We start from the raw sequence: 23059 nt of genomic DNA, 5'->3' as shown, positions 1-23059 counted from the left end.
TACCACCTCTATTTGATGGTTGGGATAAAGAAGCATTGGACAATACCATAACTGATATTGAAGGAATTAGTGATGGTGGTGCCGCATTAACAGCCTACGGTAAATTGCAATTTGAAGAAGTAAGTACTCAAGAAAGAGAAGTTATTGAAGCAGGTTTGCTAAAGTACTGTGAGTTGGATACCCTTGCAATGGTTATGATTTATGAATATTTTGTGGAGGTAATTAAGTGAAAGAATTATTAATTTATCAAAAAATCAGAGATAAAATTTAGCCTAAAGTGATCTGTTCTGAAATAGGTGACTAAAAATGATTTTTAAATACAAATGAGTGATTTGAAAGCTTTAATTCTAGAATTGGTATGTTGGAATAACATGCTGTCTGTAGATGCAATAAGAATAACACCCCCTATACAGCCCTCTTGTACAAGAGGGCGAAGGAGTAATTCCAGTGAGCTTAAATAAGCTATTAGAATAAGGAATTATTCAAAATAAATTGATATTTATCATTTAAAAAATAGCATTAATTTATTAAATTTATAAATTATTTAAAAAAATTGCAACAATCTAAATACTTTATTAGTAAATCATAATATAAAACACAACATAGAATATTGTATTTTTATCAATATAAACAGCATAATATTTTAAAATAAAATGTGTAATTACATTAGTAACACACCTTTTAAATCAAATTTTTAAATGGAGCAAAAACAAATATTCGCAGGACGATATCGTTTAGAAAATAAAATAGGCTTAGGAGGTTATTCTGAAGTATGGTTGGCTAAAGACGAAATGGCAGGTGATACAGAAGTAGCAATTAAAATATTTGCTCCAGACAAAGGTTTAGACCAAAACGGAATAAAACAATTTAGTAGAGAATATACAATTACGGCTAAATTGCAACATGCTAATTTATTAACTGCAAAACACTATGATATACATGAAGGTTCACCATATTTAGTAATGCCTTATTGTTTAAAGGGCTCACTTCAAAACGAACTTTCTAAAAAAGAAAAATTCCATGAAGAAGCAATTTTAAAAGTTTTAAAAGATGTTTCTCAAGGTTTGCACTATCTTCATAATGAAGGAATTCTTCATCAAGATATAAAACCGGATAATGTGTTGATATATAACGATGGAAGATATATGTTGACAGATTTTGGTATTTCTACACGAATGAGAAGTACACTTAAAAAAGCAACATCTACAAATAGCGCAATGACTTTGGCTTATGCGCCTCCTGAAAGATATTCGGCAAACCCTGAAAACACAAAAGAAGGAGATGTTTTTTCTTTGGGAGTAATGCTATATGAATTAGCTACTGGTGATGTCCCTTGGGATGGAAATGGTGGAATGGTATTGCTAACAGGTGCCCAAATACCTAAAATATCAAATATATATTCTAAAGAGTTACAATCTATCATTTTTGCTTGTATGAGTAAAAATAAAGAAGATAGACCAACAACTACCGATTTGTTAAATTTTACAAATATTGAAACTGTTTATAAGCCAATTATAAAAACAAATAAGGAACCTAATTCTACATCAACTAATAGTATAAGAAAAACAGTTGCGTATAAACCAGAGGAAATAACTAATGATAAAAAAACAACAAAAAAGGAAGAAGAATCGTCTAAGGGAACTGTCATATTTATAAGTATATTAGTTATTTGTGTAATGTTGTTTTTCGGGTATAATAATTTTAAAGAACAAAATGCAGAAAAATCAAGAGTAGAGCGACTCGTAGAGGAACAACTGATAGAACAACAATTAGTAGATGTTGCTGATGAGAATTTAAAAAAAGCAGCTAAACATTATGAAGACGGAAAGTATTACTATGAAAAAGAATTATATTCTAATGCCATTTCTAATTTAAACAAGGCAATATCCCTAGATTATAAATATAGTAGTGATGAATATTTTTATTGGCTAAGAGGAGTATGTTATAGTAAGACTGAAAACTATAAGGATGCAGTTCCTGATTTTACAAATGCAATCAATATTAATTCAAGTGATAAATCTTATTATGAATGGAGAGCATATTCGTATTTTATGTTAAATGAATACCAAAAAGCTATTAAAGATTACACCAAATTAATATACAAAACTACAGGTAAAGAGCAGGCTAAGTTTTATAATTGGCGAGGAGTATGTTATGGAAATTTAAATAATTTTACCGAAGCTAAAATTGATTATAGAAGGGCAGTTGATATGGATTCTAGTAATCAAGAGTATAAAAAAAATTATAATGAATTAAATTATACAGAAGGCACTTCCTCTAATAATAATGCTATTACATCTACCTTTAAAAATGAAGAAAGAAATAATTATCCTTTTTATCAATATTTAAAAAGCCCAGGCGTAATGTTTTCATCACCTTCAGCATCAAGCAGAAGAATTAAAAATTTATATAAAAATAATAGAGTAAAAGTAATTTCTGAATCGGGAGCGTATTACTGTATAGTCCATGATAATATAACCGGATTTATAAATAAATTGAGTATTGACTAATTCAAGGTGAAAATATTACTAAATAACATATAAGAAACAACTATTAAAGTATTCTTTAAATATATGCAACAAGCCCAAATATTCGCAGGACGATACCGTTTAGAAAATAAAATTGGCTCAGGAGGTTATTCTGAGGTGTGGCTGGCTAAAGATGAAATGGCAGGTGATACAGAAGTAGCTATTAAAATATTTGCTCCAGACAAAGGATTAGACCAAAACGGAATAAAACAATTTAGCAAGGAATATATTATTACAGCTAAATTACAACATACTAATTTATTAATTGCAAAACACTATGACATACATGAAGGTTCACCTTACTTAGTAATGCCATATTGTTCAAAGGGCTCACTTCAAAACGAACTTTTTGAAAAAGGAAAATTATCTGAAGGAGCAATTTTACAAGTTTTAAAAGATGTTGTTCAAGGTTTACATTATCTTCATAATAAAGGGATTCTTCATCAAGATATTAAACCTGACAATATTCTTATCAATGATGATGATAGATATATGTTGACCGATTTTGGTATTTCTACACGAATGAGAAGTACACTTAAAAAAGCAACATCTACAAATAGCGCAATGACTTTGGCTTATGCGCCTCCTGAAAGATATTCGGCAAACCCTGAAAACACAAAAGCAGGGGATGTATTTTCTTTAGGAGTTATGTTATATGAATTAGCAACTGGAGATGTTCCTTGGGGAGGTGATGGTGGAGTAATGCTTATAAAAGGTGCTGAAATTCCAAAAATACCCAACACATATACTAAAGGATTTCAAGATTTAGTCTTTGCTTGTATGAGTAAGGATAAAGAGGAGCGGCCTACTACTACCAATTTATTGAATTTCACAAAAATTAAATCAGACTCTAAGGGTACTAAAGAATCAATAAAAACACCTAAATATGAAACAAAAACAACCCCGCTTAGGAAAACAGCGCCTTATGTGCCAAGTAAAGCGGATCTAAAACCAGATGTAATAATATCATCTAATGTTCCATTAATAGTATTTGGAATTTTACTTGTTGCTTTATTCGTTGCTATGGGGTATAGTGTTGAAGGTAATGAGACATATGAAAAACAAACTTTTGAAAAACAAGTCATAGAAGAACAAGTAGTACAAGAACAAAAAGTAGTCGAACAAGATGTTTCTGATCAAAATCTCAAAAATGCAGCTAAACATTATGAAAACGGAAAGTTTTATTATGAAAAAGAACTATATGCTACAGCTATTTCTGAATTAAATAAAGCAATATCTTTAGATTCCAAATATACTAGGGATAAATCTTATTATGATTTGAGAGCACGTACTTACTACTCATTAAAAGAATATCAAAAAGCTATTGAAGATTACAATAAATTAATAACTATGACAAGTGGAGTAGAGCAAGCTAAATATTATAATTTGCGAGGTGTATGTTATTCTTATTTAAATAATTTTGATGCTGCAAAAAATGATTATAAAATTGCATTAAATCTTGATTCAAGTAACGAACAATATAAAAGCAATTATGAAGCATTAAACACTACAAAAAACACTTCTACTTTTAATGACAATTCAAATAAGGGGCAAGATGAGAATAATAAAAAAGCAACTCAGTATTTTAATAGCGGAAAATCATATTATGAAAATAAAAATTATGCCTCAGCAATAAATTCTTTAAATCAGGCAATAAAATTAAATCCTACATATTATGATAATAAAGAATTTTATAAAATAAGAGCTTTTTGTTATTATTCAATATTTCAGTATAGCAATGCTGTTCCTGATTATACAAAATTAATAAATCTTTCTTCTGGTGAGGAAAAATCTAATTATCATCTACAGAGAAGTATTTGTTATGCCTATATGAATAAGACTGATAAATCAGAAGAGGATTTAAAGGCTATAGGTTTGCTAAATAATAGTGACAATATTAGTGATAATTCAACCGAACAAAAAACACTTAAATATCCATTTAAAACTCGATTGAAACATGATTCTGATTTGCAGTTAAATGCAGACTTAAATAGTAAAATAATAAAATCACTAAAAAAAGGAACAAGAGTAAATGTAATTGATTCTTTTGAGTCATTTTATAAAATAGAATATAATGATAAAATAGGCTACATATACAAATTAAGTGTTGATGGTCTTTTTAATAAGTAATTATTAAAATTAACTTAATAATAAGTGTCGTATTTATATCCATAAAAAAAATACCTTAGTAAAGTAAAATAATGCACATTTTAAATTATATTTTCTAATGAATCAAATAAAAATAGGAAGAAGTAGTGCCTGTGATGTTGTAATAGCAGATGCTAATTCCCAGGTTAGTAGATTACATGCTATTATAGAAATAAGAAACAATCAGTATTATATTATAGATCAGAGCACTAACGGGACTTTTATAAATGGAATTGCAATACCGAATAATTCAACTTTACCTATAAATAATGGAGATATTATTTCTTTAGCAGATGAAGTTACTGTGAGTTGGTTAGATATCACTCACTTACTTCCATTACAAAATAAAAGAGAGACAGAAGTTTTTAAAAAAGAAAATAATGCCCATACATTTAGCAATCCAACAATAATATATGCTAGTTGGGGCAGCAGATTAGGTGCGTACATTTTAGATTGTTTTTTTATAGGAATAATATTCGCTATCCTTTTTTTGGGAGTTGGAGTGTATTTTGCGATTGATAACAATAATTTACTCGAAGATTTAATACTATACACTTATGGGATATTATTTATTATAATATGGCTTTATTATGCCATTTTAGAGAGTGGCAGTAATCAAGGCACCTGGGGAAAGCAAATTGTAAAAATAAAAGTGGTTGATGTAAGCACCAATACTCCTATTACATTTGCGCATTCAACAGGAAGATTTTTTTCTAGATTAATTATTGGGTTTATTCCTTTATTTAATTTATTGGATTATTTAGCACCTCTTTGGACAATCAAAAAACAAACTTGGCACGATAACATGTCATCTTGCGCAGTAATAGAAAAACACTAACATAACTTAAATAAATATGTCAAAAGCCACAAAAGCATTAGTCACAGGAATGAGAGTATTAGGAGGAGCTAAAATGCCAACCTACACTATCGAATTTTTAACAGATTCATTAAAACACAAAAAAGGTACACACACTACCATAGTAGTTCCTTATATAGAGCTAGGTAGAGATAAAAATTGTGCTATTTACTTTGGTGATGATAATGAAACAGTTAGTAGAAAACATGCAGCTATTGAACGTACAACGGATGGTGTTTTATTAAAAAATTTATCGGTAACAAATCAAACCCTAATAAATGGGAATCCAGTAAAAAGACAATTCTACTTAAACAATGGTGATGAATTTCAATTATCATTAGAAGGTCCAAAAATGAGGTACAATGCTACAGATAGTGGAAGTGCTAAAATTGGAATGACACAACGTATGGGGTTAGTAATGAATCAGGCAATAAGGCCTTATAAAACATTTGCGATATCTTTATTAGCAGTATTGTTGTTAGCTATATCAGGAGGTGGCTATACTATTTATGGACTTACAAATGATTTAGGAAAGGCTACTGATAAATTATCAAATCTCTCATCAGCTCTTAAAGGACAGAATGGTGTTATTGATAGTATTAAAACCAATAATAATGCTATTATATTAAAAAACACTAAAAAACTAGATAGCATTAATATTAAATATAAAAAGGAACTTGATGATATTAAGAAAAAAAATAATCAAGAGCTTAATAAAATAAAAAAAGCCGTTGCGCCTAACCTTTCAAAAGCCGAAAAAGATGCAATTTATTATATTCAAGCAAGTTATGTAAATGTCGCATACAAAGGTGAAAAAGAAAAAGTTGAGCTTAATTTCTCGGGGAGTGGGTTCTTGTTAAATGATGGGAAATTTGTAACAGCTCGGCATATAGTTCAGCCTTGGAGGTACCTAAATGATAATTCTGAAAAAATAATGTATCTATTAAATATGTTAGAACAAAATGGCGCAAAATTAGAGATAGAATTTAATGTACGATCAACTAAAGGTGATTACACAATAAGTAGCTCTTATTTTGTATTTAATGACCATAAAGATGAGCTTATAGATGAAATAATAGACGGCCAAGATATAAAATTAAAGTATGCAAGTATAGATAATACGGATTGGGCTTATGCCGAAATAAAAGAAAAAGCAACCTTAATTGCTTCAAAAGAAAGAGCTGAAAAATTAAATGCATTAACAACAATAATAACAGCTGGCTATCCTTTCTCTGTAGGTGCTGGGTTTAGCGGTAATGTGTCACCAATAATAGGGAAAGCTAGTGTAGGTAAAGATGGCTTAGAAGGAGGTATGATTCTTTTAACAGATACATCTATTCAAAAAGGAAATTCAGGTGGGCCGGCATTCATTGTTAACGAAAAGGGAAATTATGCTGTTATTGGAATTATATCTGCAATTGTAGGGTCTGAATTAGGAATGTTAGTTCCTATAAGTGAAATTTATAAATAATTAAATTGGGAAAATCATGAATAAAATAATTGGAATTATAAGTTTGTTGTTTTTAACAATTTCAGTAAACGGTCAAAGTAATTTATCTTTGCAAGATGTTCTTGGAAGCAAAAATTATATAATGGAAGCAACTAAAGATGGCTTTGTTTTGGTTCAGCAAGAGTATGTTTTAAGAGATGAAAACAATGAGCTTTTTGGGAAAGATGGAAATTCTTACTATGGTCAAAACTTTTATTTAGGCATACTTATTAATAATATGCTTTATGTGAGAAATGATAGTAAACCTTGGGAAGTGGATATTAATTTTCCTAAAGAAATAGATAGTCTAAAGCCCGAATTGAGCAAAATAGCTTATAGAATTGTCAATGATACACTTTCAGAATTTATTAATATTAAAAATATTAACAAAGTTGAAAATAAAAACATATACCCATTAAACTCAGGTAGTTCATTTGAAATAGCTGAAGATGTGAATTTTAATGACAAATTAATTTTTATTTATGTTACAAATAATGATAAAAAATTAACTCAATTTTCATCATTTGAATTAAGACGTGCTAATTTTAATGAAATATATAATACTAAAGAAAACTGTCTAATTCAAAATAAAATGAGTCTTGATATGATTGGTGGCGCATTCTTTCTGCCTGTAATTTCTTTGGGTAAAATAGAATATAAATTAGTAGCTTCAATAAATAAAGTAGCAGATAATTGGGAAATTTCACCTGTTAACACAAAGCAAACCATCATAAAAAAGAAACAAGGTTTAACACCTATTAATTAAAAATATTTAAAATATGAAAATTCAAATATTTGGAAACACAATTATAGGTAAAGTTAGAGATCATAATGAAGATGCTTTTGTTTTTAGTAAAAATCTTACAGAACAAGAATTTGTTTTTAATCCGAACGACAACGTCACATTTGAAGTAACTGAATTAGGAAGTATTATGTGTGTTGCTGATGGTATGGGAGGCACTAACGCTGGAGAAGTAGCTTCTTATGAAGCTATACAATTTATCAAAAATTATTTTTCTGACAAAGCTAATTTTGAAGGAAAGGAAACAGAAGTTGTACTTGTTGAAGCAATATTAAAAACAAATGACCATCTAATAAATTATATAAAATCCAATCCTGAAAGCAAAGGGATGGGTACAACAATGGTATTATCATTAATTAAAAATGACTCATTATCAGTTGCCTGGACAGGTGACAGTAGATGCTATATTTTGAATCCTAGTAATGATGATGTTTTATATCCTTTTACAGATGATCACTCAATGGTTTGGGATTTGGTACAGGCAAAACAAATGTCACCAGAACAAGCAAGAGTGCATCCAAACTCTAATATTATTACACAAAGTTTAGGGGACTCTGTTAACAAACCAAACCCTTCATTTAAAAGCACTTCTTTAAAAAAAGGAGATCGTGTAATTTTATGCAGTGACGGTTTAAATGGAATGATAAGTGACGAAAAAATTGAAGATATTCTTAGTCAAAGATCTAATGCAAAAGAACTTTGCAAAATACTTATAAATGAAGCAAATAAAGCTGGTGGAGAGGATAACATAACTGTAATTGTATCAAAAATACTTGAAGTAGATAATAGTACAGCAAATATAGCAGCTCCAATTAAAACAAGAGGTATTGTTAAAAATACGTCAAAGAAATTAAATTTATATATAATTTCTATTGCATTAGTAATTCTTGGATTAATACTTGGATTGATTTTAGGTTACTTTATTTTTAAAGACAAATCGGATTCTACTCCAACTATTGAAATTCCAATAATAGAAGGAACACAACTTGAATCAAAAAATACAGCAGATGAGATCCCAATAATGGACAATGAAAAAATTAATAAAAAAGATGAAGAAACTAAATTGATTCCTAAAGTCAATGAGACTGGTTTAAGTCCTAAAAAGGATAATGATAGCAAACAAACATTACCTGTAAAACCTATTGACAAAAATAAAGAAATTTCTAAAGACACTTTACGAAAAAACGAAAAGCCATCAGCTATTTCAACCCAAAGTGATAAAAAAGGAATTACAAAAATTAATATGAGAGATACATCTTCTGTAAAAACTCCTAACACAATTAGTCCAATAGCAAAATTAGATAGTTCAAAAACAAATAAAAATAATCAAAAAATAGATAAAAAGTTATGAAAAGATGTAACGAGTGTGGTTGGTCAAATAATCCAGCAGATAGTTATAAATGTATCAAATGTGGTTCACCTTTAGATGAAACTTCACAAGAAAGAATCTCTTTTCAAGGAGTTGAAAAAAAAGAATCTGACAGTGATTTAAAAAAAACAATCATTGGAAGAAAATCTGATAAACAAGCATTAGACGGAACTAACCCAACATTAAAAAAAGAAGATTTACAAGAAAGTAGTTGTCAATATTGTAACTATCCATTGCGTGCAGGCTCTTTAAGTTGCCCAAATTGTGGCAGTTCTGTTAATATGACAAATGAACCAATAAATAAAACCTTAATGTTTGGAGATACAGGTTTTAACAATTTGAACACTGAAACCTTTGCAATAAGTTTATCAGATCAAAGCGGAAATAAATTTGAATTTGATATTCAAAATCAAGAAAAACAAATTGGCCGTAGTGAATTAGATGAAAACAACAAATCAATTTCAAGTTCTCATGCACAGTTCTCTGTAGTAAATGGTAAACTTAACCTTGAGGACATAAGTTCTAACGCAATGACTTTTGTACAAGTAAAAGATAAAACAGAACTGAACGATGGAGATGTTGTTATTCTTGGTAACCAAATGTATAAATTGAAATTTATTGTTAAATAATAATTAGAAATGGAAACACCCCAAAGAATAAGTTTTTCAATTAATGAGCAAATTTCATTTTGTGGTTCTTATTTTACCGTTAAAGGCTTTTTAGGTGAAGGCGGATTTGGTACAGTTTATAAAGTTTCCGATGCAAATGATAATGAATTTGCATTAAAAATCTCCAAATTATGGGAGTTAATGCCTCAAGAAAGAGAAGAGATGTTAACTAGAATAAAACAAGAATATGAGATAGGCAATCGTATTACGTCTAGGTACCTTGTTAAATATCATAAATTTGGATTGTTGAGGGGAAATCCATCTATATTAATGGACTATTGCTCAGGTGGTAGTTTAAATTCAGAAGTAGGTAAAGAATGGTCTGACCAGGAGCTTGTTGTATTAAGTAAACAAATACTTAAAGGTATTAAGGCACTACATGATGACGGAATAATTCATCGAGATATTAAACCCGAGAATATACTATTTAACCAAAATGGCGATGCTGTAGTTGTTGATTTTGGAATTTCAGCTTCCCTAAAAAAACGACATACTATAAGAAATTTTAGAGATCACGTTAAAAATGTCTGGCTTACAGGGGTTTATTCACCTCCTGAACAAGGCGACTTTAGTAAGGCTTTCAAAATAATGGGTCCTACAAATGATATTTTTGCTTATGGAGTTGTTCTTTTTGAATTAATATCTAAAGGCAAATATCCGCATGGCACACTACAAAATTTTGTAGATAATATGGAGGACTATGAAGAAAAGAAACGAAATGGAATATGGCAAAGGAATTTAATTCAAGAGAGTTTTGTTTCTAATTTATGGGAGTCAATAATAAATAAGTGTCTTTATGGAAATCCACTATTACGTTATACGTCTGTAAAAGAACTAATGGACGACATAGAATTAAAGTTAAACCAAAATGATTTTGCTACTTCATATAAAGAAAACACTAATTCTGGTGAAAATTTTAAAGATACAGGTTACAAATGGGTGTTTAGACTTATGAATGGAGATGCTATAGGGCAAGAGTTTAATTTATCTGAAATTGCCAAAAATAAAAGCAAACAATTACTTACAATTGGATGGTATGACAGTAATAATCCATCAATCAACGATATTGGTTTAGTTGAAGTGTATACCCAATATATTTCAGGTAAACATGCTACTCTAGAAATTGAAGAAAATGGATTTAGGCAAAAATGGTATATTAGAGATGGTCAGTTTTATAATAAAAATGACATCATAGGGTTTCATAATTCAAAGAATGGAATAATAGTGAATGGTAGAAAAATTAAACATAGCATACAATTGAAGCATAATGATATATTAATTTTTGGAGACACTACTATTAAAATATATGTAGATTAGAAAAACAACTTAGGAGTTATCTAAGCTGTTTTAAACTTACATGGTTTTTTATATCTATTTGAATCTTGTAAAGTAAAAATAAATACACCTATGGGAATAATCAACAAGGATTAATATGTAGTCTTTAGATGCAATAAGAATTAAGCCCCCTAAACAACCCCCTAAAAATCAAAAAACCGTTGATAATCAAACGATTATCAACGGTTTTAGTACAAGAGGCGGGACTTGAACCCGCACGAGCCTTACAGCTCACTGGATTTTAAGTCCAGCGTGTCTACCAATTCCACCACTCCTGCATTGGTATTTTATATTGTAGAGCGAAAGACGGGATTTGAACCCGCGACCCCCACCTTGGCAAGGTGATGCTCTACCCCTGAGCTACTTTCGCAGTCATATTTTTTTAAGAACTTACATTTGATAATCTAAATGCGAGTGCAAATTTAAAATAATTAAACTAATTGCAAAGACTTTTTTTAAATTTATTTCATAAATTTATTTAATCCACTAGCTATAAGGTTGTAATTCTCTAATAATAAAATATATTTGCAGTGATTTTAATCAAATTTAATGCAAGTAACGTCAAATTCAAGTAGTATAAAGGTGAGTATTTCAGCAATATTTAGTGATTTTAAGCAATTAACAAAAGTTGGATTGTCATTAAGCGTTGTGTTTTCTTCATTAGCTGGGTATTTATTGGCTGTTGATAAAATTCAGCTATCAATACTGGTTATGTTAGCTATTGGTGGCTATTTAATGGTTGGAGCATCAAATGCCTTTAATCAAATTATTGAAAAAGATACCGATGCTTTAATGAAGCGAACGATGAACAGACCTCTACCAACAGGTAGAATGCATGTGTCAATGGCATTAGTTATTGCAATTTCTTTTACGATTATAGGATTGGCAATTTTATACAGTATAAACCCTAAGAGTGCTTTATTTGGAGCTATTTCCATCTTTTTATATACAAGTATTTATACACCTTTAAAATCAGTTACTCCATTATCCGTTTTTGTAGGTGCAATTCCAGGTGCAATTCCATTTATGTTAGGTTGGGTAGCTGCTACTGATGATTTTTCTATAGAACCTGGAATGCTATTTTTAATTCAGTTTTTTTGGCAATTCCCTCATTTTTGGGCAATTGCTTGGTTGCAATATGATGAATATAAAAAAGCGGGTTTTAATTTAATGCCCATGGGACAAAAAAACAAGAAAGCTGTAATTCAAATTATCATTTATACAGTTTGCTTAATCATAGTTTCCGTAATACCTGTTTTAAAATTAACGGGAAGTTTTTATATTTACCCAATAACAGCAGTTATTTTAGTATTTTTAGGAAGTATCATGTTGTTTTATGCTGTGAAATTATATAAAAATCAAACAAATAAAGAAGCACGACAATTGATGCTGTCAAGTGTTTTATATATAACCCTAATACAAGTAATTTACGTTGTAGATAAATTTTTACATTAAAATGGAAAACACATTAGAACAAGAATACAAGCAAGCCAAAAGAAAATCAGCTAAACCAATGCTTTGGGTTTCAATGATTAGTATGACAATGCTATTTGCGGGTTTAACAAGTGCCTATGTTGTAAGTCGTAATCGAGGTGATTGGGTTTCATTTGATCTGCCACCAGCATTTTATACAAGTACAATTTTAATAGTAATAAGTAGTATTACTTTTATGTTAGCCAAATTTTTTATTAAAAAGGACAACAGACAACTTACCACCTTATTTTTAGTTTCAACATTAATTTTAGGAGTTGGGTTTGTGTATTTTCAGTTTGAAGGATTTAAAGAATTAATTAATTCAGGGTTGTTTTTTGCAGGAGAAAAAAGCACAGTGAAATCTTCATTTATATACGGAATTACATTAGCACATTTAGCACATATTGCAGCAGGATTAATTGTACTTCTTGTGGTGTTTTATAATCATCTCGTTAAGAGATATACTTCTTTAAATTTCTTAGGATTAGAACTAGGTGCAATTTTTTGGCATTTTGTGGATATTTTATGGATTTACTTGTTTTTATTTTTCTATTTTATTAGATAATAAAAAATATGTACTTTTGGCAGAACTAAACTAAAAATCAAAAACAATACTTTTATGGAATCAACTATTGCTACAGACGCTAATAGAGATAATTGGGGTGGAGGAACAGACAAACCATTAGGCGCAAGCTATGGCAAAATGATGATGTGGTTCTTCATTTTATCTGATGCACTTACATTTTCAGGTTTTCTAGGCGCATACGGTTTCATGCGTTTTAAATTTATTGACTCTTGGCCAATTGCCGATGAAGTTTTTACGCATTTTCCATTTTTACACGGGGTGCATGCTCCAATGTATTATGTAGCATTAATGACCTTTATTTTGATATTTTCATCGGTAACTATGGTATTAGCCGTTGATGCTGGTCATCAAATGAATAAAGCCAAAGTAACCTTTTATATGTTTTTAACTATTATTGGAGGTGTTATATTCTTAGGCTCACAAGCTTGGGAATGGAAAAACTTTATAGGAGGTTCTTATGGTGCAGTTCAATTGAATGATGGAAAAATTATTCAATTTGTAGATGCTTCTGGTGAACAAATTACATTAGAAAGTTTTGCAAAACCTTTAGATTCTGAAAGAACTCAACATATTAAAAGTAAAGGATTGTGGTTTGTTGAAGAAGCAGCTTTACCAGCAATAACTTTAAATGAAGTGATAGAAGGTTTTAAAGCACATCCAGAAATTACCATTAGAACGGAGCAAGTAAACCCTGAATTAAAAGAAAAAACGATTATTCCACGTGCGAATGCTATGGCATATTTAAATGAAAGTAAAGCGGTGGTTGTAGGTGCTAATTTACAAGTAAACGAATATGGGAAATCATTATTTGCAGATTTCTTTTTCTTCATTACAGGTTTCCATGGTTTTCACGTACTTTCAGGAGTTATCATAAATATTATCATATTTTTTAATGTTATTATAGGAACTTACGAAAGAAGAAATAGTTATGAAATGGTTGAAAAAGTTGGGTTGTATTGGCACTTTGTAGATTTAGTTTGGGTATTTGTATTTACATTCTTCTACTTAGTTTAATTCAAAAAAGAAATAAAAATGGCACACGCAAAAGAACATACATCGCACACAAAATTAATTTGGAAAGTATTTGGAATACTTTCATTAATAACCTTAGTTGAAGTTGTTTTAGGAATTATAAAACCGGAATCTCTTCATTTAACTCACTTTTTAGGAACAAGCATCCTAAATATTATATTTTTAGTTTTAACGTTGGTAAAAGCATATTACATCACTTGGTTTTTTATGCATATGGCCGATGAAAAAAAGAATTTAAGAAGAGCTGTTGTTTGGACGTCCATTTTCTTAATTTGTTATTTAGCCACTTTATTGTTAATTGAAGGAAGTTATATACACGATGTTTTAGGGCCGCTAACTAAGTGGAACTACTAAAACAATAAAATATATTGATTGAAGAAGGTGGTTTTTAACCACCTTTTTTTTATTTTTACAAAAAACAAGTATGAAAAAATTTTGGGTACTTTTTAGCTTATTTATTTTACCATTGGTATTTTATATATTTTTATCAAAAGGAATATATAAATATTCAAATTTGCCAATACTCACTGAAAAAGTAATTGATGTAAAAGATTTTACTTCAAATGGAAATAGTTCTTTTGCAAATAACCTTACTGTTGTTTGTTTTTTAGGAAGTGATATAAAAGAAGCAAAAGCAAGTTTATTTAATTTAAATCAAACGGTTTATAAGCGTTATTATCAAAAACCATTTTTTCAAATGTTTGCCTTACTTCCTAAGGAAAGTGAAAGTGAATATAAAGCGGTAATTGAAGAACTTTCAGTATTTACGGATATTAAAAATTGGCATTTTGTGTATACAAATTCAGAAAATATTCAATCACTTTTTAATAGCTTTGACACTCCCTTCCAATTGAATGAAAATTTGTATTCAGAAAATGCATATATAATAGACATGGAATTGCGATTGCGAGGCAGAAAAGATGATGAAGATACTGAAGGTGGAAAGTTGTATGGTTATAATATGAAATCTGTTTCTACGTTAAAAAATAAAATGAAAGATGATATTGATGTTATTTATTATCAATTAAAAAAATCTGCTGAAAAACAAAAAAGAAGAAAAAGAGAAATTTAATTATACTGAAATGAAGAAATATAGTTATGTAGGTATTGCCTTTATCATTTTAATCTTTGGAATTTATGCAATTCCTAAAATTGTAAATAAGCTTAAAACGCCTAAATTAGTTGTAATTAATAAACTGCCTTCGTTTGAATTTTTGAACCAAGATGGGAAATTAATTTCAAATTCATTTTATAATGGTAAAGTTTTTGTAGTAGAATTTTTCTTTACAACATGTCCAACTATTTGTCCTAGAATGACAGAGAGTATGGTTACTATTCAAAACGAATTTTATGCCCATCAAGATTTTGGAATTGTTTCTTTTAGCATCAATCCAAAACATGATACTCCTGAAGTTTTAAAGCAATATGCAAAAGACCACGGAGCAACTTTAAAAAATTGGAATTTTTTGACAGGTGAGCAAGATGCTATTTATGAATTAGCAAATACTGGTTTTACACTTTTTGCAGGTGAAAATAGCGATGCAGAAGGAGGTTTTGAACATTCAGGAATGTTTGCTTTAATTGATAAAGAAGGAAATATTCGTTCAAGATTAGATGAATTTGGAAATCCTATTGCTTTTTATGATGGGTTAGATCCAAATGGTGTAAAAATGATTAAAGAAGATATTGCAATACTTTTAAAAGAATAATGATAAAAGAAACCCAAAAATATAATAAATGGATTGTTATTTTATCCATTACAATTCCAGTAGTAGTAGCTGTTTTATTTGGTGTAAAAATTGATGCGAAATTACCTGTTTTTTTGCCTCCAATTTATGCAAGCATCAATGCATTAACTTCAATAGTTTTAATAGTTTCATTTTGGGCTATTAAAAATAAAAAAGTAAAATTGCACGAAAAGTTAATGAAAATTGCAATTGCATTTTCAGTAGTATTTTTAGTGTTGTATGTTGCGTATCATATGACTTCAAATTCTACAAAATTTGGAGGAGAAGGAAGTATAAGAATAGTGTATTTTGTTATTTTAATTTCACATATTTTATTGTCTATTGCAGTCATTCCATTTGTATTAATTACATATGTTAGAGCTATTACCAATAATATTGAACTGCATAAAAAAATAGCAAAATTTACGTTTCCTCTTTGGTTATATGTTGCTATTAGTGGAGTGATAGTTTATTTAATGATTTCACCGTATTATTAATAATGAAAAAATTAGTAGTTATTATATTAATATTTAGTACACATTTTTTAAATGCACAATGCGCCATGTGTAAAGCCGTTGTTGAAAGTGGTGATATTTCACAAGCTGAAGGCTTAAACACTGGGATACTTTATTTAATGATTTTTCCTTATCTTTTAGTGGGTGCTTTATTTTATTTTATAATTAAAAGTAGAAGAAAGAACAAAATTTAACATTTCTATAAGAGACTAAGAGTGTAACAAATAATAATTTTAGTCGTCATATAACAATATCAGCTTAACTATAAACTCAATTCTATATAATGAGAACAAAAATTGTTACAATTTTAGCATTTGTATTTTTTATAACTACCAATGCACAAGATAAAAAATGGACACTTCAAGAATGTGTTGAATATGCATTAGATAATAATATTTCAATAAAACAAAACATATTAAATATTGAAATAAGTGAGGAAAACGTAACCAATGCTAAAGGTAATTTTTTACCAAATTTAAACGCATCAACAGGCGGTAGTTTATCTTTTGGATCATTAATAGATCCTGTTTTAAATACTCGCATATCATCAACAACTAACTTTGGAGGTTCTTTTGGGGTTAATTCAGGATTAACGGTTTTTAACGGGTATAGAAATTTAAACACATTTAAGCAAGCTAAATTAGGTGTTGAAGGTAGCAAGCTTGATTTAGAAAAAATTCAGGATGATATTTCTTTATATGTGGTAAATACTTATTTAAATGTGTTATTTGCTAAAGAAAATTTGAATGTTGCAAATGTTCAATCTGAAATTAGTAAAAAACAAATTGAAAACGCGAAGGCAAAATTTGAAGCAGGAGTAAAGCCAAAAGGTGATTTGTTAAATGCGCAATCAACTGCCGCCGCTGATGAGCAAGCTGTAATTTCCTTTGAAAACACTTTGAATTTAGCTTTATTAGACTTAGCTCAATTATTACAAGTTGAACCAGTTGGTTTTGATGTTGAAGTTATTGAAGTAGAATCACCTTCAATTGCGTTATTATATAAAAATCCAAGTGAAGTTTACCAAAAAGCGTTAATAAACAGACCTGAAATAAAAAGAGCTGAATTAGATATTGAATCTGCTGATTTGTCTGTTGAAATTGCAAAAGGAGCCTATTTACCTTCAGTTAGTGCGGGTGCTAATGTTGGAACAAGATATGGATTTAATCTTAAAAATAATTCTCATGTACCATTTTTGACTCAACTTGATAATTTATTAGGATATGGAGTTAGTTTTAATGTAAATATTCCTATTTTTAACAGAGGCCAAACGAAATCTAATGTAAATAGACAAAAAATTAATTATGAGATTTCAAAATTTAGTTTAGAGAATCAAAAATTACAACTACAACAAACAATTCAAAAAGCATATTATGATGCCAAAGCTGCTTCAAAAACGTATGAATCAGCAGAGAAATCTCTGATTGCACAAAATGAGGCTTTTAAAAATGCGCAGGATAGTTATAATTTAGGAGCAATGACACAGTTTGACTTTGATCAAGTAAGGAGTCGTTTTGTAAATGCAGAAGGTGCAATAATTAGAGCGAAATATGATTATGTATTTAAAACCAAAGTACTGAAATTCTATTTTGGAGAATCTATTTTACTTGATTAGTTGTTGAAAACATATTTTAAAAAAACATCCAACCTAAAAGTTGGATGTTTTTTTTTAGCTATCAAATTAAGTATCTTTGCCTTTTAAAATTTTAACTTTGGGATATATATTAAATATAGAAACTGCCACAAAAAACTGCTCGGTGAGTATTTCAAAAGAAGGTAAAACTATTGCCTTAAAGGAACTAAATAGAGGTGAATATTCTCATGCTGAAAAATTACATGAGTTTATAAAGCAAGTTACGGATGAAGTAGGTATTGAGTTATCAGATATAGAAGCTGTAGCTGTTAGTAAAGGGCCTGGTTCTTATACGGGTTTAAGAATTGGTGTTTCGGCCGCAAAAGGCTTGTGTTTCGCGTTAGATATTCCATTAATTTCGGTAAATACGTTACAAGTTTTAGCAGTATCAATTTCAATTTCTGAAGGTGTTATTATTCCTTTGTTAGACGCTAGAAGAATGGAAGTTTATAGCAGTGTATTTAACTCAAAAAACGAATCTCTTAGAGAAGTGAAAGCTGAAATAATTTCTGAAGACTCTTTTAAAGAGTATTTAAATAGCCAAAAAGTTTATTTTGTAGGTGATGGTATTGAAAAATGTAAAGGTATTATTACCCATGAAAATGCAATGTTTATAGATGATAAATTACCTTCGGCTAATGAAATGGCTTCGCTTTCTTTTGAAAAGCTCAAAAAAAACGACATCGAAGATGTCGCTTATTTTGAACCTTTTTACTTAAAAGATTTTGTAGCAATAAAACCTAAATAAATTATTTTTGAATTAACACTCTGTGCGGGAAAGGAATTTCTATACCGGCTTTATCAAGAGCAACTTTTCCTTCTTCTACTAAGTTGTTATACACACTCCAATAATTTTCTGTAAGTACAAACGATTTTAAAGTTAAATTTACAGCACTGTCAGCCAAGCTATCTAAATGCACAACAGGTGCTGGATCTTTCAAAACATCTTTATTTTTGGAAGCTTCTTCAAGTAACACAGCTCTTGCCTTTTTAATATCCTCACCATATCCAATACTAAAGGTTAAATCAACTCTTAAGGTAGGCTCATCAGTATGATTTACCAAGGTTCCGTTAGATAAAATACCGTTGGGAATTATAATGGTTTTATTTTGAGCCGTTACCATTTTGGTAAATAAAATTTGAATTTCTTTAACTGTTCCTCTTTGTCCCTGAGCTTCTATATTGTCACCAATTTTAAAAGGTTTAAAAATAATAATAAGGGTACCTCCAGCAAAATTTGACAGTGAGCCCTGTAATGCCAAACCAATTGCTAAACCAGCAGCTCCTAATAATGCAATAAAAGAGGTGGTTTCAACCCCCAACTGCGAAATGGCAATAATAAAAACAAGAATTTTAAAAATATAACCTATAACATCTCCCAAAAATTTTTGAAGCGTTAATTCTACTTTTCGCTTTTCCATTAACGCCCTAATTACGTTAACCATTTTTTTTGCAATCCACATTCCTACAATAAATATAATAATTGCAATAACTAAATTGGCAGCATTCTTAATAATTAAATCCACTGCTAAATCTAAGTACTTTTGATAATCCATATAATTTTATTTTTTTAGCAAAATTAAGATTATTCCTAAAATAGCAGGAATAGATTGAATAAAAAATATTTTAATTTTTGTTGTTGTATACCAACCATACATGCCTGCTATGGTTACACATATTAGAAAAAAAAGCGCAATTGAAACAAAGTTATTTTCATTAATAATTGCCCAAATAAGTCCTGCAGCTAAAAAACCATTATACAATCCTTGGTTTTGTGCCAGTGTTTTAGAAATTTTGGCTTCTTCTAATTTCAATCCAAAAGCTTTAAGTCCTCTTGGTTTATCCCAGTAAAACATTTCTAAAATCATAAAGTAAATATGTTCAAAAGCGACTAATGCAACAAAAAACACTTGTAAAAATTTCATTCTTAAAATTTAATTTTTAATTGATTTAATGCTTTTTTAGCATCGCTTACAGGAAGTTGACAAGCGCCATCTACACAAATGTAAATAAGAGTTTCATTTTCATTAAAACGTCCTTCCATTAAAGGTAAATTACTTTTTTTAACACTTCCGGCAATTAGTTTATTTGGATTATAGCTTTTGTTTATTTCATTAAGTTTATCAAAAGCATGTTCACCAGAAATAGCTATTTCATAGTAATCACCAGTAAAATCGGCCATAAGTTGTAGCCAATTTGAGTAACCTGAAGCATATTTTTGGGTTCTTTCTTTAACATTATGAAGCATTTGTTTACTTACTTTTAAATAATAACTGTTAGAATAATAATGACTTAATTTAAACAAGTTTCTAGCCATGATAGAGTTTGATGCAGGTATTACATTGTCTTCAATTTCTATTTTACGGGTAATTAAATTAGGATCTTCATCTGAAGTAAAATAAAACAATCCACTTTCTGTATCGTAAAAATGATCAAAAGTATAATCTGTTAATTGTTTGGCTGTATGTAACCATAGTTCATTAAAAGTGGCTTCATATAAAGCTATGTATGCATCAATTACTGTAGCATAATCTTCTAAATAACCGTTAATAGTACTTTTGTTATTTTTATAATTATGATTTAAATTGCCGTTTTCTTGTAATTGTTTGGTGTAAATAAATGTTGCGTTTTTTAAGGCAACGTCTAAAAAATGGGGATCATTAAAAACCGTAGAAGCATTTATATAACCTTTTAGCATTAATGCATTCCATGAAGTTAAAGATTTATCATCTAATCGTGGTTTTTCTTTTTTATTTCTTTCTTTCAATAATATTTTTTGCCAATGAAGAATTTTTTCTTCTAATGCTGAAATTGAAATTGAATGTTTTTTTGAAATTTCAGAAGTAGTACCTTTTCTAATAAGCACGTAATTATCATGTTCCCAAAACCCATAATGATTCACATTGTAATAGTCTGAAAATAACTCAAAATCAGTTCCCAAAATAGAATTTAATTCTTCTTTTGTCCAAACATAATAAGCACCTTCTTCTAAGGTACCTTTTTTATTAATGCTGTCTGCATCTAAAGATGAATAAAAAGCACCTTCACTAGTAGTTAATTCACGTTCAATAAATTGGAGTGTTTGGTACACTGTACTTTTATACAATTCATTTTTTGTTGCCTGATAGGCTTCCGCATATAAACTTACTAATTGCCCATTGTCATATAACATTTTTTCAAAATGGGGTACATGCCATTTTGTGTCTACAGAATAACGAGAAAATCCACCACCAATTTGATCGTAAATTCCACCAAAAGCCATATTGCTTAGTGATGTATTTACGTAGTTGAGTATTTCAGTATCTTCAGCTTGTATTGCGTAGCGCAACAAAAACTGGTAGTTGTTAGGCATTGGAAATTTAGGAACTCCTCTTCTTCCACCTAAATCAAAATCCATAGCTTGTTTCCATTCATTTACTGCTTGGTTTAAATCGGATACTTTAAAATCTTTAGGATTGTTATTTTTGGGAATAATATCTGAATTTTTAATGCCTTCTGTTAGCTTTTCGGCATATTCAATTGCTTTTTCAGGTGTTTCAGCATATAATTTAGCCAATTGATTTAGCGCGTTTATCCAATTTTCTTTTGGAAAATAAGTACCACCCCAAATTGGTCTTCCATCCGGTAATGCTATGCAATTTAAAGGCCAACCACCTCTTCCTGTAATTAATTGAACGGCATTCATATATACTTGGTCAACATCAGGGCGTTCTTCTCTATCTACTTTAATATTGATAAAATGTTGATTCATAACTGCTGCAACTTCTTCATCTTCAAAACATTCGTGTTCCATTACGTGACACCAATGACACGAGGAATAGCCAATTGAAATAAGTAGTAATTTGTTTTCTTTTTTAGCAAGTTCAAGTGTTTCTTTATTCCAAGCGTGCCAATCTACCGGATTGTGTGCGTGTTGCAATAAATAAGGACTTGTTTCTTTAATTAAACTGTTAGTGTATTTATGTGTTGACATTTTTTTTTCGGTTTGGCTTGTACAGCTGGTTATTGAAATAAACAAGAAAAGGTATGTTAAACGATTCATTTACTCGTATTTTTTTGATAAATATAAGAGAATAATCAATGAAATGAAGCGCTAATTTATGGAAATAATGAATTAGTAAGGTTGTATTTGTGAAAAGGAGCACTAAATTAAATTAAAAAGAAGGAGAGACAGTATATAAATTGAGGAGTAAAAAAAATAAGTCGGTCAACAAAATTAATAAGTTGGTTAACTTATTTTAAAAGTCGGCCAACAAAAAAAATAAGTCGGCCAACTTATTTTAAAAGATGCCCAACTTATTTTTAAAAATAAGGCACAAAAAAAGGAGGTAAGCACACTTACCTCCTTTTTTAATATAAAAGTCAACTAGTTTATGAAACTTTCTCGTACTTCACTGAAGCCAATAAATTTCTAAACTCACGGGCGGGTCTAAATCGCACATTCAAACTTTTTATTTTTGCTACTGAAAATTCATCAGCAGTTGCAACACCTTCAGCAGACAAAGTGGATCTGAAAGTCCCAAAATCGCCCAGTTTAATTATTTTTCCGTTTACAATTTCATCAGGAATAATTTGTAACAAACCTTCAAGAACAGCCATAGTATCCATCATACTAACCGTACTTTCTCTACTAATTCGTTTTGCAAAATCACGTAAGGTTAATTCTTCCTGTGCTTGTTTAATTGGGTATAATTTATTTGGCGCTGCAATATCAGTTGGATTTACACGCTCTTTTAATGAATATTTTATCATTATAATTTTTTTAAAATTTTAAGATGTTGAAAGACTTTTATAGACGTCTTTCTTAGCACTTCGTTTTTTGAGCACACCTTTAGGTTGTAAATAAAAAAACCACGTTTTTGGTTTCTTCTCAAACTGCTATATGCAGTGTGGGTGTG

Annotated in this window: 22 protein-coding genes, 2 tRNA genes and 1 pseudogene; 19 read left to right on the top strand and 6 right to left on the bottom strand. The window is 29.5% G+C overall.

Features of this window, described 5'->3' with window-relative positions; genetic code table 11:
• The 9 genes and pseudogenes from ABY863_RS07885 to ABY863_RS07845 form a co-directional block, all read left to right on the top strand.
• Positions 1 to 230 (top strand): annotated as a pseudogene (locus ABY863_RS07885) (DUF2779 domain-containing protein); the annotation flags it as partial.
• A 468-nt stretch (positions 231 to 698) separates the two neighbouring features.
• A complete protein-coding gene (locus tag ABY863_RS07880) occupies positions 699 to 2510 on the top strand; it encodes a protein kinase (RefSeq protein WP_372793717.1) in 1812 nt (603 codons plus the stop codon).
• A gap of 63 nt (positions 2511 to 2573) precedes the next feature.
• On the top strand, positions 2574 to 4658 hold the full coding sequence (locus ABY863_RS07875) for a protein kinase (protein WP_372793716.1): 2085 nt from the start codon (positions 2574 to 2576) through the stop codon (positions 4656 to 4658).
• A gap of 97 nt (positions 4659 to 4755) precedes the next feature.
• Positions 4756 to 5514: an RDD family protein gene (locus ABY863_RS07870; RefSeq protein ID WP_372793715.1), complete on the top strand. Its 759-nt coding sequence runs from the start codon at positions 4756 to 4758 to the stop codon at positions 5512 to 5514.
• 16 nt (positions 5515 to 5530) lie between these two features.
• Positions 5531 to 7003, top strand: a complete 1473-nt coding sequence (locus ABY863_RS07865; protein ID WP_372793714.1) for an FHA domain-containing protein — start codon at positions 5531 to 5533, stop codon at positions 7001 to 7003.
• Positions 7004 to 7019: 16 nt separating this feature from the next.
• Complete coding sequence (locus ABY863_RS07860; RefSeq protein WP_372793713.1) at positions 7020 to 7787, top strand: hypothetical protein; 768 nt, start codon at positions 7020 to 7022, stop codon at positions 7785 to 7787.
• Between the two features lie 13 nt (positions 7788 to 7800).
• Positions 7801 to 9174 (top strand): PP2C family serine/threonine-protein phosphatase, encoded by a 1374-nt coding sequence (locus tag ABY863_RS07855; protein WP_372793712.1) that lies wholly within the window; start codon positions 7801 to 7803, stop codon positions 9172 to 9174.
• The gene (locus ABY863_RS07850) at positions 9171 to 9821 is read left to right on the top strand and encodes an FHA domain-containing protein (RefSeq protein WP_372793711.1); all 651 of its coding nucleotides are present in this window, start codon (positions 9171 to 9173) and stop codon (positions 9819 to 9821) included. The genes ABY863_RS07855 and ABY863_RS07850 overlap by 4 nt, the downstream gene beginning before the upstream one ends.
• A gap of 9 nt (positions 9822 to 9830) precedes the next feature.
• Entirely contained in the window at positions 9831 to 11177 is a 1347-nt protein-coding gene (locus ABY863_RS07845) for a protein kinase (RefSeq protein WP_372793710.1), read from the top strand.
• Between the two features lie 210 nt (positions 11178 to 11387).
• On the opposite strand, the gene ABY863_RS07840 is transcribed toward ABY863_RS07845, so the two are convergent.
• Both ABY863_RS07840 and ABY863_RS07835 read right to left on the bottom strand, forming a co-directional pair.
• Positions 11388 to 11473: transfer RNA gene (locus tag ABY863_RS07840), tRNA-Leu, on the bottom strand.
• Positions 11474 to 11493: 20 nt separating this feature from the next.
• Positions 11494 to 11565, bottom strand: a tRNA-Gly gene (locus tag ABY863_RS07835).
• A 179-nt stretch (positions 11566 to 11744) separates the two neighbouring features.
• On the opposite strand from ABY863_RS07835, the gene cyoE reads away from it, so the two are divergent.
• From cyoE to tsaB, 10 genes are all read left to right on the top strand, one after another.
• Entirely contained in the window at positions 11745 to 12650 is a 906-nt protein-coding gene (cyoE, locus tag ABY863_RS07830; RefSeq protein WP_372793709.1) for a heme o synthase, read from the top strand.
• Between the two features lies 1 nt (position 12651).
• Entirely contained in the window at positions 12652 to 13233 is a 582-nt protein-coding gene (locus tag ABY863_RS07825) for a heme-copper oxidase subunit III (protein WP_372793708.1), read from the top strand.
• 54 nt (positions 13234 to 13287) lie between these two features.
• A complete protein-coding gene (locus tag ABY863_RS07820) occupies positions 13288 to 14268 on the top strand; it encodes a cytochrome c oxidase subunit 3 (protein WP_372793707.1) in 981 nt (326 codons plus the stop codon).
• Positions 14269 to 14286: 18 nt separating this feature from the next.
• Positions 14287 to 14640 (top strand): cytochrome C oxidase subunit IV family protein, encoded by a 354-nt coding sequence (locus tag ABY863_RS07815; protein ID WP_372793706.1) that lies wholly within the window; start codon positions 14287 to 14289, stop codon positions 14638 to 14640.
• Between the two features lie 70 nt (positions 14641 to 14710).
• On the top strand, positions 14711 to 15358 hold the full coding sequence (locus ABY863_RS07810; RefSeq protein ID WP_372793705.1) for a hypothetical protein: 648 nt from the start codon (positions 14711 to 14713) through the stop codon (positions 15356 to 15358).
• Positions 15359 to 15368: 10 nt separating this feature from the next.
• The gene (locus ABY863_RS07805; protein ID WP_372793704.1) at positions 15369 to 15995 is read left to right on the top strand and encodes an SCO family protein; all 627 of its coding nucleotides are present in this window, start codon (positions 15369 to 15371) and stop codon (positions 15993 to 15995) included.
• Positions 15995 to 16510 (top strand): DUF420 domain-containing protein, encoded by a 516-nt coding sequence (locus tag ABY863_RS07800; protein WP_372793703.1) that lies wholly within the window; start codon positions 15995 to 15997, stop codon positions 16508 to 16510. Before ABY863_RS07805 ends, ABY863_RS07800 begins: the two co-directional genes overlap by 1 nt.
• 2 nt (positions 16511 to 16512) lie before the next feature.
• Positions 16513 to 16722 carry a hypothetical protein gene (locus tag ABY863_RS07795; protein ID WP_372793702.1) on the top strand — a complete coding sequence of 70 codons (210 nt, stop codon included), beginning with the start codon at positions 16513 to 16515 and terminating at the stop codon, positions 16720 to 16722.
• Between the two features lie 89 nt (positions 16723 to 16811).
• On the top strand, positions 16812 to 18143 hold the full coding sequence (locus ABY863_RS07790) for a TolC family protein (protein WP_372793701.1): 1332 nt from the start codon (positions 16812 to 16814) through the stop codon (positions 18141 to 18143).
• A 97-nt stretch (positions 18144 to 18240) separates the two neighbouring features.
• Positions 18241 to 18909, top strand: coding sequence for a tRNA (adenosine(37)-N6)-threonylcarbamoyltransferase complex dimerization subunit type 1 TsaB (tsaB, locus tag ABY863_RS07785; RefSeq protein ID WP_372793700.1), 669 nt, complete (start codon positions 18241 to 18243; stop codon positions 18907 to 18909).
• Position 18910: 1 nt separating this feature from the next.
• Here the strand turns inward: tsaB and ABY863_RS07780 are convergent, their stop codons facing one another.
• The 4 genes from ABY863_RS07780 to ABY863_RS07765 form a co-directional block, all read right to left on the bottom strand.
• Positions 18911 to 19717 (bottom strand): mechanosensitive ion channel family protein, encoded by an 807-nt coding sequence (locus ABY863_RS07780; protein WP_372793699.1) that lies wholly within the window; start codon positions 19715 to 19717, stop codon positions 18911 to 18913.
• A 6-nt stretch (positions 19718 to 19723) separates the two neighbouring features.
• On the bottom strand, positions 19724 to 20086 hold the full coding sequence (locus ABY863_RS07775; RefSeq protein ID WP_372793698.1) for a DUF1304 domain-containing protein: 363 nt from the start codon (positions 20084 to 20086) through the stop codon (positions 19724 to 19726).
• A 2-nt stretch (positions 20087 to 20088) separates the two neighbouring features.
• Entirely contained in the window at positions 20089 to 22134 is a 2046-nt protein-coding gene (locus tag ABY863_RS07770; protein ID WP_372793697.1) for a thioredoxin domain-containing protein, read from the bottom strand.
• A 398-nt stretch (positions 22135 to 22532) separates the two neighbouring features.
• Complete coding sequence (locus tag ABY863_RS07765; protein WP_372793696.1) at positions 22533 to 22913, bottom strand: HU family DNA-binding protein; 381 nt, start codon at positions 22911 to 22913, stop codon at positions 22533 to 22535.
• Between the last annotated feature and the right edge of the window lie 146 nt (positions 22914 to 23059).

The organism is Lutibacter sp., assembly GCF_041562875.1.
Lineage (GTDB): Bacteria > Bacteroidota > Bacteroidia > Flavobacteriales > Flavobacteriaceae > Lutibacter.
Note: the sequence above shows the minus strand (reverse complement) of the source record. Positions and strands in the feature narration are given on the sequence as shown.